This is a genomic window from Aquimarina agarivorans (assembly GCF_000218485.1).
Classification (GTDB): Bacteria; Bacteroidota; Bacteroidia; order Flavobacteriales; family Flavobacteriaceae; genus Aquimarina; species Aquimarina agarivorans.
Map to the genome: position 1 here is coordinate 1 of NZ_AFPB01000160.1, position 14,948 is coordinate 14,948.

The window sequence follows — 14,948 nt, forward strand, 5'->3', positions numbered from 1 at the left end:
AGGGCCAAAATTTTTAAAAGCTTCCGTAGGATTTGGAGGATCCTGTTTTCAAAAAGACATATTGAATTTAGTGTACATAGCAAAGTCATACGGATTGACTGAAGTGGCGGATTATTGGGAGCAGGTGATAATTATGAATGATCATCAAAAAAGACGCTTTGCTGCAAATATTGTAAAAACATTATACAACACAGTATCTGGCAAAGACATCGCTATGCTAGGTTGGGCGTTCAAAAAGGATACTAATGATACCAGAGAGTCTGCAGCAATATATGTTTGTGATGAATTGTTGAATGAGAGGGCTAATATACGCGTGTATGATCCAAAAGTATCCAAATCAAAAGTATTTACGGATTTAGAGTATCTATCAACACGCAGTAATCAGGAAAACGAGGACTTAGTCACTGTAGTAACAGATCCTTACAAGGCGTGTAAAAATAGTCATGCGATAGCTGTTATGACCGAGTGGGATGAGTTTAAAACTTATGACTGGCAAAAGATATACGATAATATGCAAAAACCCGCCTTTATATTTGATGGGAGAAATTTGTTAGATGTTACAAAATTAGAGGAAATTGGTTTTAAGGTGTATAGTATAGGAATCGGTAAATAGTATTGTGAGTTCTGAAAAGATAGTTGAGATATATTATTTTAAACAACACGAAATTTTTAATATGAATAATTAGAATGAAAATTTATGGATGTTAAGAGTAAATCTCTTTTAAAAAACACTCTTATTTACTCTCTAGGTAATTTTGGTTCGAAAATTCTAAGCTTTGGGTTATTGCCTATTTATAGTTATTATTTGACTAAAAAAGAGTTTGGGTATTATGATTTAGTTGTAACTACAATTATGCTGGTAGTTCCTATAATGACAATGCAGTTATCTGATAGTGTTTTTAGATGGTTATTAGATAATAAAGAGGATGTAAAAGAAAAAGAAAATGCAATAACAAATGCATTTTTTTATATTATATCAAATATAATAATTGCCATTCTAGTGCTTTTTTTTATTTCTTTATTTGTTAAGATTTTATTTTTTTATTGGATTGTAATTCAGTTATTTTTTGCAACACTGTTAATTTTTATACAGCAAACAGCAAGAGGGTTGTCAAAAAATAAATTATATGCAGCTAGTGGAGTTATACTTACTTTGTTTTTGTTGATAAGTAATATAATGTTGCTGATTGTTTTTAAAATGAAAACAGAAGCTTTATTTATTTCAACAATTTTATCAAATTTAATAGCTGTATTCTTTTTGGGTTATAAAATTAACTTTTTTAGTTATTTAAAATTCGACAAGCTTAATTTGAAGTATTTAAAAAATATGTTGAAATACTCAATGCCATTAGTGCCTAATACTTTGAGTTGGTGGCTTATTATGTCTGCAAATAAATATATTATTGTTATCTATTTAGGTCAAGAAGCGTTAGGAGTTTTTGGGTTTGCTAATAGGTTTCCAGTTTTGTTAGTCATGATTAATTCAATTTTCATGTTAGCATGGCAAGAAAGTGCAATTACAACTTTTAATGATCATGATAGGGATTCTTTTTTTTCTAAAATCTTTAATAAATTAATGAGAATTCAATTCTCATTGCTTGTAATTTTGATTTTATCATCTGAATTACTTGTTAGATATCTTGTTTCTGAAGATTTTTATGAATCATGGAATTATCTTCCTTTTTTATATGTAGGGGCTTCTTTTTCTTCCTTATCAGGGTTTTATGGTTCAATATATATAGGAGCTAAAGACACAAAATCTACATTAAAAACTTCTTTTTTAGCTGGAGTAAGTAGTGTTTTATTATCATATTTTTTAGTTGATTATATAGGTCTTTATGGTGTTTGTTTAGCAAATACATTAGGTTTCGTTATTTTATTTTTAGCAAGAGTTTATGACACACAAAAGCATGTAAAATTATCTGTTAATAAATTAAATGGGGTGTTATATGTTTTATTTACTATAATTAGTTTATTTATAGTTTACATGAATAAAATAGAGTTTACAATTACTTCTATTATGATAGCTGTATTAGTAGTTTTATCTTTAAATAGAAAAGACATTTTCATATTATTAAAACAAATAAAAAAATGAAGGAAAGTAGTGTTAATTTAGAAAAAGCAAAAAAATTAGGCCAATTGATTAAAGATACACTGATTCCTTTAGTTAATAATGATTATGTTTTATTAGATGTTCCTAATCATAGGAATACAGGAGATAATTTAATTTGGGAAGGTGAATTAGCCTTTTTTAAGGAAATATCTTTCAAAAAAATATATGGAGCAAATCATAGTTGTTATGATAAAGAAAAAATTCCAAAAGATTCAGTGATTTTTTTACATGGAGGAGGTAATTTTGGGGATCTATATATGTCTTCACAGAATCTTAAATTGGATATTGTAAAGTCATTTAAAAAAAACAGGATTATAGTTTTTCCTCAAACAGTTTTTTATAATAAAAATGAGAATTTGTTGAATGACATGAAAGTATTTAGTTCACATCCCAATTTGTATATGTGTGTTAGAGATACAGTGTCTTACAATTTATTAAAACCTTTTTTTGGTGAAGATAAGCTTCTTTTATTGCCGGATATGGCGTTTTGTTTGGATTTTTCAGATAAAGTTGATAAAACAAATAAAGGACAGATTCTATATATTAAGAGAACTGATGCGGAATTACAATCAAAATTTAATATGGAAAAACTATTTAAAGAGTTTAAAGATAATAAAGTTGTGATTTCTGATTGGACTTCATACAGTAATAATAAATTTTTAAATAGATTGCTTTTATATAAAGATGAATTTTTGTTGAGGTTGAGTAAAGTTTTTCTTAAATCTAAGTTGTTGAGTTTGTTTGTAGATGATGAATTTGGTCTTAATTCAAAAAAAAATAGAAAATATTTTGTTGATGAAGGAGTGAAGTTTATTAATAGTTATGATTTAATAATAACTACAAGATTACATGGTTTAATTTTATCAATATTGTTAGATAAGAAAATTTTTTTATTAGATAATAGTTATGGGAAAAATTCAAATTTTTTTAAAACATGGTTATTAGATTTTGAAGATATAATTCTAAGGAAAGATTTATAATATGAATGATTTAGTCTCTGTTATAATTCCATGCTATAATGCTGAACGTTATGTAGAAAATGCTGTGAGATCTATTATGGAACAAACATATTCTAATTTAGAGATTATTGTAATAAATGATGGTTCGATTGACTCTACGAAAGAAATTTTACTTAATTTATCAGAAAAAGATGAAAGAGTGATTTATTATGAAAATAAAGTAAATTTAAAATTAGTTAAAACATTAAATAAAGCTTTATTACTCTGTAAAGGGGATTATATTGCAAGAATGGATGCGGATGATATTTGTATGCCAAATAGAATATTTGAACAAGTGTCTTTTTTTAATAATAATCCTGATGTATCTGTATTAGGAACAAGTATACAATTATTTGGAGAAGGGGTTAGTGAAAAAATAGATTGTCAACCTGTAAACGATGAAGAAATAAAATCTAAAATCTATGTTGCTAGTCCTTTTCATCATCCCACGGTGATGTTTAATATGTTAAAGCTTAAAAGAGAAGATTTGTTTTATGATGAAACATATTATAGAGTTGAAGATTATGAATTATGGACTCGTTTAACAGTTTTAGGTTATAAGTTTGCTAATATTAAAGAAGTTTTACTCAAATATAGAATTACTAGCACAAGTGAATCAAAAATTTTAAAAAAAATGTTGAAATAAAAAACAATTTATTATTTGAAATTTTTAAGATTTTTTTTGAAAATTTAAAAATTAGGTATAGTGATGATATACTTAGAAAGTATGTTTTATTGTTAAATAAAGCTAATTTTGATAAATTAAAAGTAAAAGATGTTATTGAAGTTTTTGATCAATTTGAAAATATATTTTATACAAGAAAATATTATTTACAAAGGTGGTTAGCTTTTTTTGTTTACAGTATCAAAAATAGAGATTATAATAACTTTATTAAATTTATGTTTAAGAGAAGAACCTATTATAGTATTTTAGCATACTTTAAAATTAAGTATGATTAAGATTATTATTTATTTTATAACTTTTCTTGTTTTATTCAATTTTCCAATTCCTTATTTGTATAATTCGGCTATTTTAGGAGGGGTATTAACAGTTCCTTTTTATATTAATAATAAAAATGTAAAAATTTTAAAAAAATATTAGCCTTAAGGCAATTGAAATTTATAATTTTGTCGTATATAACAATGATTGTATTTGCTGTTATTTGGACAAAATTTCATGGAGTTAGTGATTTTTCAATAGTGAAAGGTTATTTACTAGTTTTATTTTTGATAATTGTTTTTTTGTTTGTTTATCCGTTAATAATAAATTATATAGGTAGTAAAAATCAATCATATCTAATTAAGCTATTGAATGTTTTTGTCATTGTTTTTGTCTTACAGTCAATAATACAAATAATTGGTTTTTTGAACCCTTCTTTTGCATCAATTATTCGTTTATTTCATAAGATAGATTTTATAAATGATGATAGGAATAAATTTATTAATTTTAGGGGATTAGCTTTAACAGGAAATCCTTTTTTTTCATTAGCATCGGGTTATTGTTTAGTTTTTGTTTGCTATTTTTATTTATTATCTATAAATAAGATATCGCGACCTGTAATTAAGTTTTTTTTAATTTTGACAGGTTCGTTTTTCTCGGGTCGAACAGCTTTTATGGGCTTGATTGTTGGAGTTTTTTTTATTTGTTTAATGAATCAAATAATAAAGCAAAAATAATAGTAGCTAAATCTTTTAAAATATTTGTTTTGGTTATGTTGTTAGTATTTATATTAATAATTACATATGTTTTCATTTCAGGTAATTTGAAGCAGATATTAGATGAGACATTTTTGCCTTGGCTTTTTGAATTTTATTATTCTTATAAAGAAACAGGAGAATTTGCTACGGCTTCTAGTGATCATTTAATAAATCAGATGTATTATAGTTTGCCAAATGAAACTTTACTTTTTGGTGATGGGAAATATAGTAATTCTGATGGTTCTTATTATGGTCATACCGATGCTGGTTACATGAGAAATGTGTTATTTTATGGAGTAGGTGGGGTAATTTTCTTAATTATATTTCAGATGAAGCTTATTCATAATTTATTCAAAAATCAAAATAGTCCTAAGTTGTTTTTGATAGTAGTATTTTTGACACTTTTAGTTTTACATATAAAAGGAGATGTGTTAATGCATACTCCGTTAGTAAGTGTTATGTTTGGTGCCATTGTATTGGGTGATTTTAAAAAACTAAAAGAATTGTAATAATGAATTTTTTGCATATTGGAGAAGCTGTTTCAGGTGGAGGAGCAGGAACAGTGTTGAGGGATACGATTAGTATATTAAAACAGAATGATTTAGATAACAATCATTTTTTAATGGTTAGAAATTCAGACTCGTTTGAGGATATTATAGATTTCACTTTTGAAGGTAAAGGTAGTATGGGATCAAGTGTATTGTCTTCAATATTTTCAATAAAAAACTATATTAAATTGAAGAGTATTTTGAATAACTTAAATCCTGATGTTATTCATATGCAGAGTATAGGTAATTTGTCTCCTTCGGTATTTTTGGCAATAAAAAGGTATAAACGAAAAAAAAAATAGTAGTATTACAAACAGTGCATACGTTTGAGTATGTTTGTTCTCATTATGCAGGTTTTGATTATCGTAAACAAATTAAATGTACAGATTGTTCGGGTAAAGTATATAAATTTAAAATTTTTAAAAGAAGTTGTAGTAGACTTGGATTAGTACATTCTTATGCGAAAGGATTCACAGCTCTTTTGTACTCTTATTTCGTAAAAAACAATCTAGTTGACAGATATATAGTTCCATCAAATTTTTTGAAAAAAAAGATGTTAAATCATCCGAAAATTAATTTTATTGAGGTGTTATATAATCCTCTTAAGAATTCAATTAATAAAGTTGAAACTGAAATAATTAAGCGTAAAACAAAAAAGGAATTTTGTTTTGTCTATTTTGGTAGATTATCTGAGGAAAAAAATATAGAATGTATTATAAAAGCCTTTAATGCAAGTCTTGATAAATATCCCTTTTTTAAATTAATGATAATAGGAAAAGGTGTGCTTGAATCTAAATTGAAGAAAATGGTTGTAAATTTGGGGTTAGAAAAAAAAGTCTTTTTTAAAGGTTTTTTAGAAAGGAGTGAACTAACAGAAGAGCTTAATAAGTGTCACGTATCCGTGCTTTCTTCTAAATGTTATGAAACAGCATCAATGGTTGTGTTGGAATCTGTTCAGCAGAATTTATTGCCTATAGTTTGTGATCATGGTGGGATGAAGGAAATGGTAAACGCTATAGGTTTTGGTTTAAAATTTGACGATAATAATTTTGTTCAACTATCTAATAAGATGGGAGAAGCATTTGTTAATTATGATAAGTTGCTAAATTCATTAAGTAGCAAAAAGAAAGAAATAATATTAGAATATACAGATTTAGCTTATTATAGGAGATTAAAAAAGATATATAATAATTGTATAGAATCAAATAGGATGTTAAAATGATTAAAAATTTTAGTATTGAAGTTTTAAGAGGTTTATCTGCTATTGCTGTCATATTTATTCATATTACCGCCTCAACAGTTAGTGAGTCTGTTAAATTAAATAATTATAATTTTATTTTTGATCAAGCACTATTGATCAATTCTTTTATTAGGTTTTGTGTTCCAATATTTGTTATGATTAGTGGAATGTTACTTTTGCAAAAAAGAGATGATTATCATACAATTATCCAATATCGATTGCCTAGGATATTAGTTCCATTGCTATTTTGGTCGTTAATTTATACTATAATTAAGTTAGTAGTTAAATTTAGTTTAAAAGGGGAATGGGAGATAGTAGATGCATCGATAGATTTATTCAAAGCGTATCCTTTCTATCATCTATGGTATTTATTTATGGTAGTAGGTTTATATTTTCTAACTCCGTTACTAAAATATATTATTGACTTGTATGGAAATAAGAATGCATTTAAGATATCTATTATTTTTTTATTAATAGGTTTTTGTAATCAGTTGTTTAATCATTTAAATGAAAACACTCTTTTTTTTGGTGTTTTGTTTTTTGATTATATAGGTTATTATTTAATGGGTTATTCAATTTTTTTTACAAGAAAATTGAATAATAGTTTTTTGTTTTTTTGTTTTGCCTATCAAGTTTTTTAACCTATTTCTTATCTAAATACTTTGTGGTTAATTATAATAGTTTATATTTTTTAAGCTATTTATCTCCTACAGTTATTATGAGTTCAGTAGCTTTATTTAAATTGTTTATTCAATTAGAAATAAGACAAAAAATATTAGAGAAGGTTTCTAAGTATTCTTTAGGTTTGTATTTGGTACATCCTTTAATTTTAGAAATTTTAAAAAGGATTAATTTATTTAAAGAAATTGATTTAGTGAGCTTTGTTTTAATGGGTTTGATAACAATAATTGTATCATTATTGTTATCTTATTTTATCATGAAAATTCCTTATTTAAAAAAAGTAGTTTAAAAATAAAATAAGAGTTTTGTTTGAAGAAAAAAAAATTTCGGTAATTACACCTTCTTATAACAGCGAAAGATTTATCTCAGAAACTATAAAATCTGTTTTAATGCAGAGTTATAAGAATTGGGAATTAATAATAGTAGACGATTGTTCTAGTGATAAAACTATTGAAATAATTAAAGAGTTTGCAAATAATGAAAAAAGAATAAAGTTTTTCAAAAATAAAGCTAATTTAGGAGCAGCTGTTACTAGAAACTATGCTTTTACTCGAGTGACAGGAGAATATATTGCTTTTTTGGATAGTGATGATTTATGGCATCCTGATAAGTTAAAGTTGCAATTAGAATTTATGAAGAAAAATAATTATAATTTTTCTTTTACGGGGTATAAACAGATAAATGAGAATGATTTATTTATAAAGAATATAAATAACCTTCCAGAGAAAGTTAATTATGAAAACACCATAAAATCAAATAAAATAGGATGTTTGACTGTTATGATAAAAGTTGGTTTTTTTAAAGAAATTTCTATGCCTAATTTAAGAAAAAGACAGGATTTTGGGTTGTGGTTAAAACTTTTAAAAGAATGTGATTATGCGTATTGTCTTCCTGAAATTTTATCAAGTTATAGAGTTAGAAGGGATTCAGTATCTAGTGATAAGTTGAGTTTAATTAAATTTCATTGGGAGCTTTATAGAAATATAGAAAAACAGAGTGTGTTGAAATCTCTTTATTATTTATCATATCATATATTTAATAAAGTTTTTTTAAGAAAATAGATGGGGTCAAAGAGAAATATTTTAATAATTGTTAATACTGATTGGTTTTTTTTGTTGCATCGTATTCCTATAGTAAATTCATTCAGAGTTGATGATGTCAATATAATTATAGCAGCACATGATACTGGTAAAAGTAAAGAAATAAGAAAGTTAGGATTTGAATTTATAAATATAGATTTTGATAGAAAAGGAATTAATTTAGCTGCAGAAATTAAAGTATTTATACAGATATTTAAAATATATAAAAAGTTTAAACCAATAATTGTTTATCAAGTAACTATAAAGCCTATAATTTATGGATTGTTAATTGCAAAGTTTTTTAAGGTTAAGGCTATTAATACTATTTGTGGTTTAGGTTACGTTTTTTCTAATGAGAATAAGATTATTTTGAGAGGAGTAGTGGTAGCTTTATACAGAATAGCTTTTAATAATTTAGATTCACATATCTTTTTTGAAAATAAAGATGATTTAGCTTCTTTTATTAAATTAAACATTATTGATACAAAAAATAATTATTCTGTAGTAAATGGAGTAGGGGTTGATTTAGATAAATTTAAAGTTTCAGATGTAGAAAGATCAAACTCTAAACAAAAGATTCAGATTATTTTACCTAGTAGAATGCTCTGGGATAAAGGAGTAAAAGAATTTGTTGAAGCAGCAAGAATTTTAAAACATAAATACAGCGATAAAGTTTTTCTCAAGCTTTATGGTATGATTGACGAAGGAAATCCAGAAAGTGTACCTGAAAAATATCTTAATGAAATTAAAATAGAAGGATATTTGGAATGGATGGGGTTTGAAAAAGATATGGTTTCAGTATATAAAGAATCAGATATTGTAGTCTTGCCATCATATTACGGAGAAGGATTACCTACGGTGTTGGCTGAGGCTTGTGCTGTTGGTTTACCTATAATTACAACGGATTCTGTTGGCTGTCGGGAATGCGTTGACGAAGGGGAAAATGGTTTCAAAGTTTCTGTAAAATCAGCGAAAGAATTGTCTGAAGCAATGGAAAAATTGATTCTTTCAAAGGAAATGAGAATTCAAATGGGAATTAATTCTAGAAAAAAAGCAGAAAAAGAATTTGATCAAAATATAATTATTAAAACGTATAGAAGAGTATTTGATCAAATGTTAACAGCTTAGTTTAAATATTTACTATAGGGATTGATTATGTTTTATTTGAAGGATAAGAAACTAAGAAAGCTATTATTTTTTATATTTTCATTAGTCACAATTTTTGTTGCATATCAAAATTCTGGAGTACGATATAATTTTAAATTAATTACATTATATGTTGTGCTTGCTGAATTTTCCTTGTATGGAGTTTTTTTATCAATTGATAATTGGTCATATTCTTTAAATAAGACATTTCATATTTTTACTTATTTTTTTTTGGGTATAGCACCAATTTTGCAGTTTAAAAGTGATATATGTTTTTTTAATTCTAAAGCCTTATTAGAAAAAACTTATTTTGATTTAGGTTTGGTCTTATTAGTAATCCAAATCGCTTATTTATTAGGATATAGATTTTTAGTTCGTTTTTTTAAGAAAAAAGAAATTGTTTTAAGCCTGAAAGAAAAAAAGAAATATCCTAATGGTATTTTTATTTTAATCAGCTTATTGGCTTTTTTAATTTTTTTAATATTAATAAAATTTGATTTGAATGTAATTTTCAAAAGGCCTAAAAATCATTGGCAAAAAGCGAATACAAATTTTGGACTTTTAGGTTATACCTTGTTGCTTATAATTAGATTGGTGCCTGGTTTAGTTTTAGTTTTATATAATTTTTATTATGGTAGGACATTCTCTAAAACTTTTTTCATTTTAATTTTTATTTTATTAATTAGTGCATTTCCCTTGTCATTAAATCGTGGCGATTTATTGACGATTTATTTGCCTGTCATAATTTTATATATTCCAATATTTACCCGCAAGTGGGTATATTCTATAGTTTATTTCATAGGAGTGTTTATAATATTTCCTATTTTAAATTTTTTTAGAGTTTCTTCAAATACAATTGATTTAGGTGAAAATTTATTTCTTTCACCTCATTTAGATGCTTTTCATAATTTTGGGCATCTTTACAAAGAAGGTATAGTAACAAATGGAAAGCAGCTTTTGGGGAGTATTTTCTTTTTTATCCAAGAATCGAATTGGGATAACAGGCCAGTTGGAACAGGTCAAATGATTGCAGAAATGAAGAATTTTAGCTACACAAATATATCCATGCCATTTTGGGGGGAAGGTTATGCAAATTTTGGATTTTTTGGTGTTTTTATTTTTTTAATCGTTATAATAGTTTTTAATGCCAGCTTAGATGTGAATTATCACGTAAAAAAATGCAGAAATAAAATTTTCATAGCAACTTATTTATTCTTTTTAGGGATGGAATTTTATTTACTAAGGGGGGATCTATTTAGCTCTGTGAAAAAAATAAGTAGTTTTTTGTTGGCTTTAGTTTTTATTCAACTCTTTTTTAAATTATCACAATTAAAAAATAGATTTATAAATAATTAGTGTTTTTTAAATTAAACTAAATTACAAACTTGTTTAAACCTAATAAACACTTATTTTTGTCCGACATAAAAAATGATAGTAAAGTGAAAGATAAAAAAATAGTCCTCTTAGTTGTATTAATAGCTTTTTTAGTATCCTGTGCTTCGAAAAAGGATATATTGCTTTTACAAGACATCGATAATATAGATTTAAAAAAAGATGGTGTATTTAACATTCCTAAAATAAGAAATAATGATTTATTGTCTATAACAGTTTCTTCAGTAGATAAAAAATCAGCAGCGCCCTTTAATTTACCTGTAGTGGCTACTGGTAGTCAAAATATGGTGACTGGTTCTCAGCAATTACAATCCTATTTAGTAGACGCAAATGGTAACGTAGAATTTCCCGTGTTAGGGACTGTTCATTTATCAGGTTTATCTAAAACAGACGCTGTAGATTATTTAAAGCAAGAAATTTCTAAGTATGTTAAGAATCCTATTGTAAATTTGAGAATTACAAATTTTAAAATTTCTGTTTTAGGAGAAGTAAGTCGACCAGGAACCTTTTCAATTCAGGATGAGCGTATAACAATCTTAGAAGCGTTGAGTTTAGCAGGTGATATGACTGTTTACGGGAAAAGAAAAGGCGTTTTGGTGATCAGAGAGGAAGAGGGAAAAAAACTTATAATAAGCTTGATTTTACAAAAGCTTCACTTTTAAAATCACCATATTATTATTTGAACCAGAATGATGTTGTTATGGTTTCTCCTAATGGAGCGCAAGTGCAGTCATCTGCATTTAATAGAAATGTACCAGTATTTGTTTCAATCGGATCTATCATTACATCAGTAATTTTAGGTATTGTAACTGTAATAAGTGCAAATAACAGATAGTTTTTACATTTCTTATAATTAATAATTTACATGGAAAACAATAATTTTAATTTAGAAGAAAACTTTTCTTTGCAAAAAGAACTTGCCAAATATACAATCTATTGGAAATGGTTTTTATTGGCAGCTTTTTTAAGTTTAGTTCTTGCTTATGGTTTTCTAAAATTTTCTTCACCTGTATATGATAATATTACCACTATTTTAATCAAAGATGCTAATGAGGGAAGGGGCTTATCTGAATTAGCAGCCTTTCAAGATTTAGGGTTGGGATCATCAAATAATGATATTGATGACGAGGTAGATATTATAAAGTCTAAAGCGTTATTAACTAAGGTAGTTACTAAATTAGATGTAAATATAGAGCAATATGCTAAGGTCGGTTTGGCGAACTCTGACATATATAGTTTTTCTCCAATTAATGTGTCTTTTAAGTGGTTTTCAAATATCAGGGAAGATGACTACGAATCTATTGGGGATATTGAAATTCAAATACTATCTGAACAAGAATTTTTATTTATAGATCATGAATTAGATATAGAAAAGCAATATGCGTATGGGCAACCTATTAATTTAGAACAGGGAGTATTAAATATAAAGAAAAATAAGTTATTTGAAGTAAATTTAAATAGTGAAGAACCTATTAATGAAATCAATATTGTTGTATATCCATTAAATGTATATGTATCAAAATTGTCAAATGATATTTTAGCGGCACCAAAAAGTAAGCGAAGCAGTATTTTAGATATTTCGATGAAATTATCGAATAGAAATAAGGCAAGAGATATTTTGAATGAACTGGTGGCTATTTACAATCAAGAAGCGGTTGATGATAAGAATTTAGTTTCAAATAATACTTTAAGCTTTATCTCTGAAAGATTGGATATAATTGCAAAAGAATTAGAATCTGTGGAATCTGAAAAAGCAGCCTTTAAAAAAGGTAAGAAACTTACAGATATCAAATCAGAAGCAGAAATATTTGTAGGTGAGGTGAGTGAGTCTCAAAAAAGACTTCTAGGTATAGAGACTCAACTAGATTTGACAAATTCTATGATTGAATATCTTTCAAACCCTAATAAGAACTTAACACTGTTACCCTCCAATATTGGATTGGATGATCCAAATATAAGTATTTCAATTGGTGAATATAATAAACTTATTTTGGAAAGAAATAGATTGTTAGGAACATCCACGGAATTAAACCCGCTTGTAATGGATTTGACTGCTGATATAGAAAGTCAGAAAATAAACTTATTAGAAACTTTAAAAAATAAGCGTAGAAACATTTTAATTACAAAAAAAGATTACCAAAGGGAACAATCAAAAATTAATTCTAAAATTTCAACTATTCCTAAAATTGAAAAGGATTTTAGAGTTATTGAGCGTCAACAAAAAATTAAAGAATCATTATATCTTTTTTTGCTTGAAAAAAGAGAAGAGACATCAATATCAATGGCGGTTACTGCTCCAGTAGCAAAAGTAATTGATAGAGCATATAGTTCAACGCGTCCGGTTTCTCCAAAAAAGAAAATAATTTTGTTAGCAGGATTATTGCTAGGTTTATTGGTGCCATTTGGAGTCATATACACAAAAGATTTATTAGATACTAAAATACACTCAAAACAAGATGTAGAGCATGAAATTAAAGGAATTCCTGTTTTGTCTGAGTTACCTCGTATAAAAAGAAATCAAAAAGATGTTGTTGGTCGTAATGATAGATCACCTTTAGGCGAATCTTTTAGGATACTGACTACAAATTTAGATTACTTTTCTAGGGGTAAACATATTGATGGTAAGGCCTTAAATATTTTTGTAACTTCTACTATAAAAGGCGAGGGGAAAACGTTTGTGTCTTATAATTTATGTTTAGCACTTGCTGAAGGTGGTAATAAAATTTTGATCGTAGGTGCTGATATTAGAAACCCTCAATTGCATAGATTTGAGCAACCCGAAATTAAAAAACCAAAAGGGCTTTCAGAATTTCTTTATGATGATTCCCTTGTGCCTGATGATGTTATTACTAGTGTAAATCACAATGAAATTAATGTAGATGTGGTGTTTTCTGGCCGTATACCTCCAAATCCGACCGAGTTGTTAAATAATGGTCGACTAGGAGAGTTGGTGGAACAGGTGAGTGGAGATTATGATATTATTATCGTTGATACAGCGCCAACTATGCTAGTAACGGATACACTACTTATCAGTAAAATCGCAAATATTACGCTATACGTTACAAGAGCTGGATTTACCGATACTAGGCTACTACAATATCCTAAGCAACTGCAAGAAGAACAAAAATTAAAAGGTTTAGCTTTTGTAATCAACGATGTAAAGGAAAATAATTTAGGATATGGTACCAAGTATGGTTACGGATATGGAGAGGAAGTTGAAGAAAAATGGTATAAAAAACTATTTAAAAGATCGTAAAATAGTTAGTGATTATTTGAATATCAAATAAAAACAACAAAGCCCTATTAAAATAGGGCTTTGTTGTTTTTTAAAAGTTTTTCAATTTGATTAGCGTATTTACTGTTAATTTTTATTGTCTCAATTTTATGGAGATGTTCGATTTTATGAGCATCTGTACCTATAAAGTCATATAGATCCTCATTGAGTAGTTTTTTTGCAATTTCGTTTGTTTTATTTCCGTAATGATTGGTAAGCGATAAAGTATTTAATTGTAACCTAACTTCCTTATTTTTTAAGGTTGTAAAATAGCTCAAATCATTGGCGTAATAGAGATAGCGCTCAGGATGAGCCAAAATCGGTTTAAATCCTTTGAGTTGTAAATCATATAACACCTCTTCAAACCGGTCGTAAGGTCGGTAGAAAGACATTTCAACTAAAATATGTTTGTCATTGAAGGTTAACAAATCTTCGGGCGAATTTTTTAAAAGATCTTCAAATTTGGGATCTATCATATATTCACTGGTAGCTTTTAGCTTTATGCCATTATTTAATTGATCGGTAACCGTATTTAAAGCTTTGGTGATTGTCTCATTTGTATTGGGATAAAAATCACTCATGGTATGAGGGGTAGCTGTAATCGAAGAGAAACCTAGCGCTTTAAATTTATCAAGCATTTGCAAAGAATCTTTAATCGTCTTTGCACCATCATCAATACCTGGTAGTACATGGTTATGGATATCGGTAGCATTATCAAATAAATCCGTCAGATTTATTTTTTTACTAAATATAGAAAACATCAGTTTTAGGGGTAATTT

General features: G+C 26.9%; 17 protein-coding genes. 16 read left to right on the forward strand and 1 reads right to left on the reverse strand.

Annotation, left to right across the window (positions count from 1 at the left end; all coding sequences use genetic code 11):
- From GMC_RS0112080 to GMC_RS0112160, 16 genes are all read left to right on the forward strand, one after another.
- On the forward strand, positions 1-613 hold a 613-nt coding region (locus tag GMC_RS0112080), incomplete at its 5' end, for a UDP binding domain-containing protein (RefSeq protein WP_010522377.1).
- Between the two features lie 84 nt (positions 614-697).
- Positions 698-2,095, forward strand: a complete 1,398-nt coding sequence (locus GMC_RS0112085; RefSeq protein ID WP_010522378.1) for a lipopolysaccharide biosynthesis protein — start codon at positions 698-700, stop codon at positions 2,093-2,095.
- Positions 2,092-3,093: a polysaccharide pyruvyl transferase family protein gene (locus GMC_RS0112090; RefSeq protein ID WP_010522379.1), complete on the forward strand. Its 1,002-nt coding sequence runs from the start codon at positions 2,092-2,094 to the stop codon at positions 3,091-3,093. Before GMC_RS0112085 ends, GMC_RS0112090 begins: the two co-directional genes overlap by 4 nt.
- Position 3,094: 1 nt before the next feature.
- Positions 3,095-3,757 carry a glycosyltransferase family 2 protein gene (locus tag GMC_RS0112095; RefSeq protein ID WP_010522380.1) on the forward strand — a complete coding sequence of 221 codons (663 nt, stop codon included), beginning with the start codon at positions 3,095-3,097 and terminating at the stop codon, positions 3,755-3,757.
- 497 nt (positions 3,758-4,254) lie between these two features.
- On the forward strand, positions 4,255-4,788 hold the full coding sequence (locus tag GMC_RS0112110) for a hypothetical protein (RefSeq protein WP_010522382.1): 534 nt from the start codon (positions 4,255-4,257) through the stop codon (positions 4,786-4,788).
- Positions 4,789-4,874: 86 nt separating this feature from the next.
- Positions 4,875-5,318, forward strand: coding sequence for a hypothetical protein (locus tag GMC_RS0112115; protein WP_138940622.1), 444 nt, complete (start codon positions 4,875-4,877; stop codon positions 5,316-5,318).
- A 2-nt stretch (positions 5,319-5,320) separates the two neighbouring features.
- On the forward strand, positions 5,321-5,659 hold the full coding sequence (locus GMC_RS0112120; protein WP_010522384.1) for a glycosyltransferase family protein: 339 nt from the start codon (positions 5,321-5,323) through the stop codon (positions 5,657-5,659).
- A 14-nt stretch (positions 5,660-5,673) separates the two neighbouring features.
- The gene (locus GMC_RS0112125; RefSeq protein ID WP_010522385.1) at positions 5,674-6,579 is read left to right on the forward strand and encodes a glycosyltransferase family 4 protein; all 906 of its coding nucleotides are present in this window, start codon (positions 5,674-5,676) and stop codon (positions 6,577-6,579) included.
- Entirely contained in the window at positions 6,576-7,238 is a 663-nt protein-coding gene (locus tag GMC_RS0112130) for an acyltransferase (RefSeq protein WP_010522386.1), read from the forward strand. The genes GMC_RS0112125 and GMC_RS0112130 overlap by 4 nt, the downstream gene beginning before the upstream one ends.
- 23 nt (positions 7,239-7,261) lie before the next feature.
- Positions 7,262-7,567, forward strand: a complete 306-nt coding sequence (locus GMC_RS0112135) for an acyltransferase family protein (RefSeq protein WP_010522387.1) — start codon at positions 7,262-7,264, stop codon at positions 7,565-7,567.
- 16 nt (positions 7,568-7,583) lie between these two features.
- On the forward strand, positions 7,584-8,339 hold the full coding sequence (locus GMC_RS0112140; RefSeq protein ID WP_010522388.1) for a glycosyltransferase family 2 protein: 756 nt from the start codon (positions 7,584-7,586) through the stop codon (positions 8,337-8,339).
- Positions 8,340-9,485, forward strand: a complete 1,146-nt coding sequence (locus GMC_RS0112145) for a glycosyltransferase family 4 protein (RefSeq protein ID WP_010522389.1) — start codon at positions 8,340-8,342, stop codon at positions 9,483-9,485.
- Between the two features lie 27 nt (positions 9,486-9,512).
- Complete coding sequence (locus tag GMC_RS0112150) at positions 9,513-10,859, forward strand: O-antigen polysaccharide polymerase Wzy (protein WP_010522390.1); 1,347 nt, start codon at positions 9,513-9,515, stop codon at positions 10,857-10,859.
- Between the two features lie 56 nt (positions 10,860-10,915).
- Positions 10,916-11,557 carry a polysaccharide biosynthesis/export family protein gene (locus GMC_RS19860; RefSeq protein WP_010522391.1) on the forward strand — a complete coding sequence of 214 codons (642 nt, stop codon included), beginning with the start codon at positions 10,916-10,918 and terminating at the stop codon, positions 11,555-11,557.
- Positions 11,558-11,574: 17 nt separating this feature from the next.
- The gene (locus GMC_RS22335; protein ID WP_238527990.1) at positions 11,575-11,730 is read left to right on the forward strand and encodes a hypothetical protein; all 156 of its coding nucleotides are present in this window, start codon (positions 11,575-11,577) and stop codon (positions 11,728-11,730) included.
- A 30-nt stretch (positions 11,731-11,760) separates the two neighbouring features.
- Positions 11,761-14,151, forward strand: a complete 2,391-nt coding sequence (locus tag GMC_RS0112160; protein ID WP_010522392.1) for a GumC family protein — start codon at positions 11,761-11,763, stop codon at positions 14,149-14,151.
- A 47-nt stretch (positions 14,152-14,198) separates the two neighbouring features.
- On the opposite strand, the gene GMC_RS0112165 is transcribed toward GMC_RS0112160, so the two are convergent.
- A complete protein-coding gene (locus GMC_RS0112165; protein WP_010522393.1) occupies positions 14,199-14,930 on the reverse strand; it encodes a tyrosine-protein phosphatase in 732 nt (243 codons plus the stop codon).
- Positions 14,931-14,948: the final 18 nt, after the last annotated feature.

Coding starts and splice junctions, on each gene's coding strand:
- GMC_RS0112085 (WP_010522378.1), top strand. CDS start 698: ATGGATGTTAAGAGTAAATCTCTTTTAAAAAACACTCTTATTTACTCT.
- GMC_RS0112090 (WP_010522379.1), top strand. CDS start 2,092: ATGAAGGAAAGTAGTGTTAATTTAGAAAAAGCAAAAAAATTAGGCCAA.
- GMC_RS0112095 (WP_010522380.1), top strand. CDS start 3,095: ATGAATGATTTAGTCTCTGTTATAATTCCATGCTATAATGCTGAACGT.
- GMC_RS0112110 (WP_010522382.1), top strand. CDS start 4,255: ATGATTGTATTTGCTGTTATTTGGACAAAATTTCATGGAGTTAGTGAT.
- GMC_RS0112120 (WP_010522384.1), top strand. CDS start 5,321: ATGAATTTTTTGCATATTGGAGAAGCTGTTTCAGGTGGAGGAGCAGGA.
- GMC_RS0112130 (WP_010522386.1), top strand. CDS start 6,576: ATGATTAAAAATTTTAGTATTGAAGTTTTAAGAGGTTTATCTGCTATT.
- GMC_RS0112145 (WP_010522389.1), top strand. CDS start 8,340: ATGGGGTCAAAGAGAAATATTTTAATAATTGTTAATACTGATTGGTTT.
- GMC_RS0112150 (WP_010522390.1), top strand. CDS start 9,513: ATGTTTTATTTGAAGGATAAGAAACTAAGAAAGCTATTATTTTTTATA.
- GMC_RS0112160 (WP_010522392.1), top strand. CDS start 11,761: ATGGAAAACAATAATTTTAATTTAGAAGAAAACTTTTCTTTGCAAAAA.
- GMC_RS0112165 (WP_010522393.1), bottom strand. CDS start 14,930: ATGTTTTCTATATTTAGTAAAAAAATAAATCTGACGGATTTATTTGAT.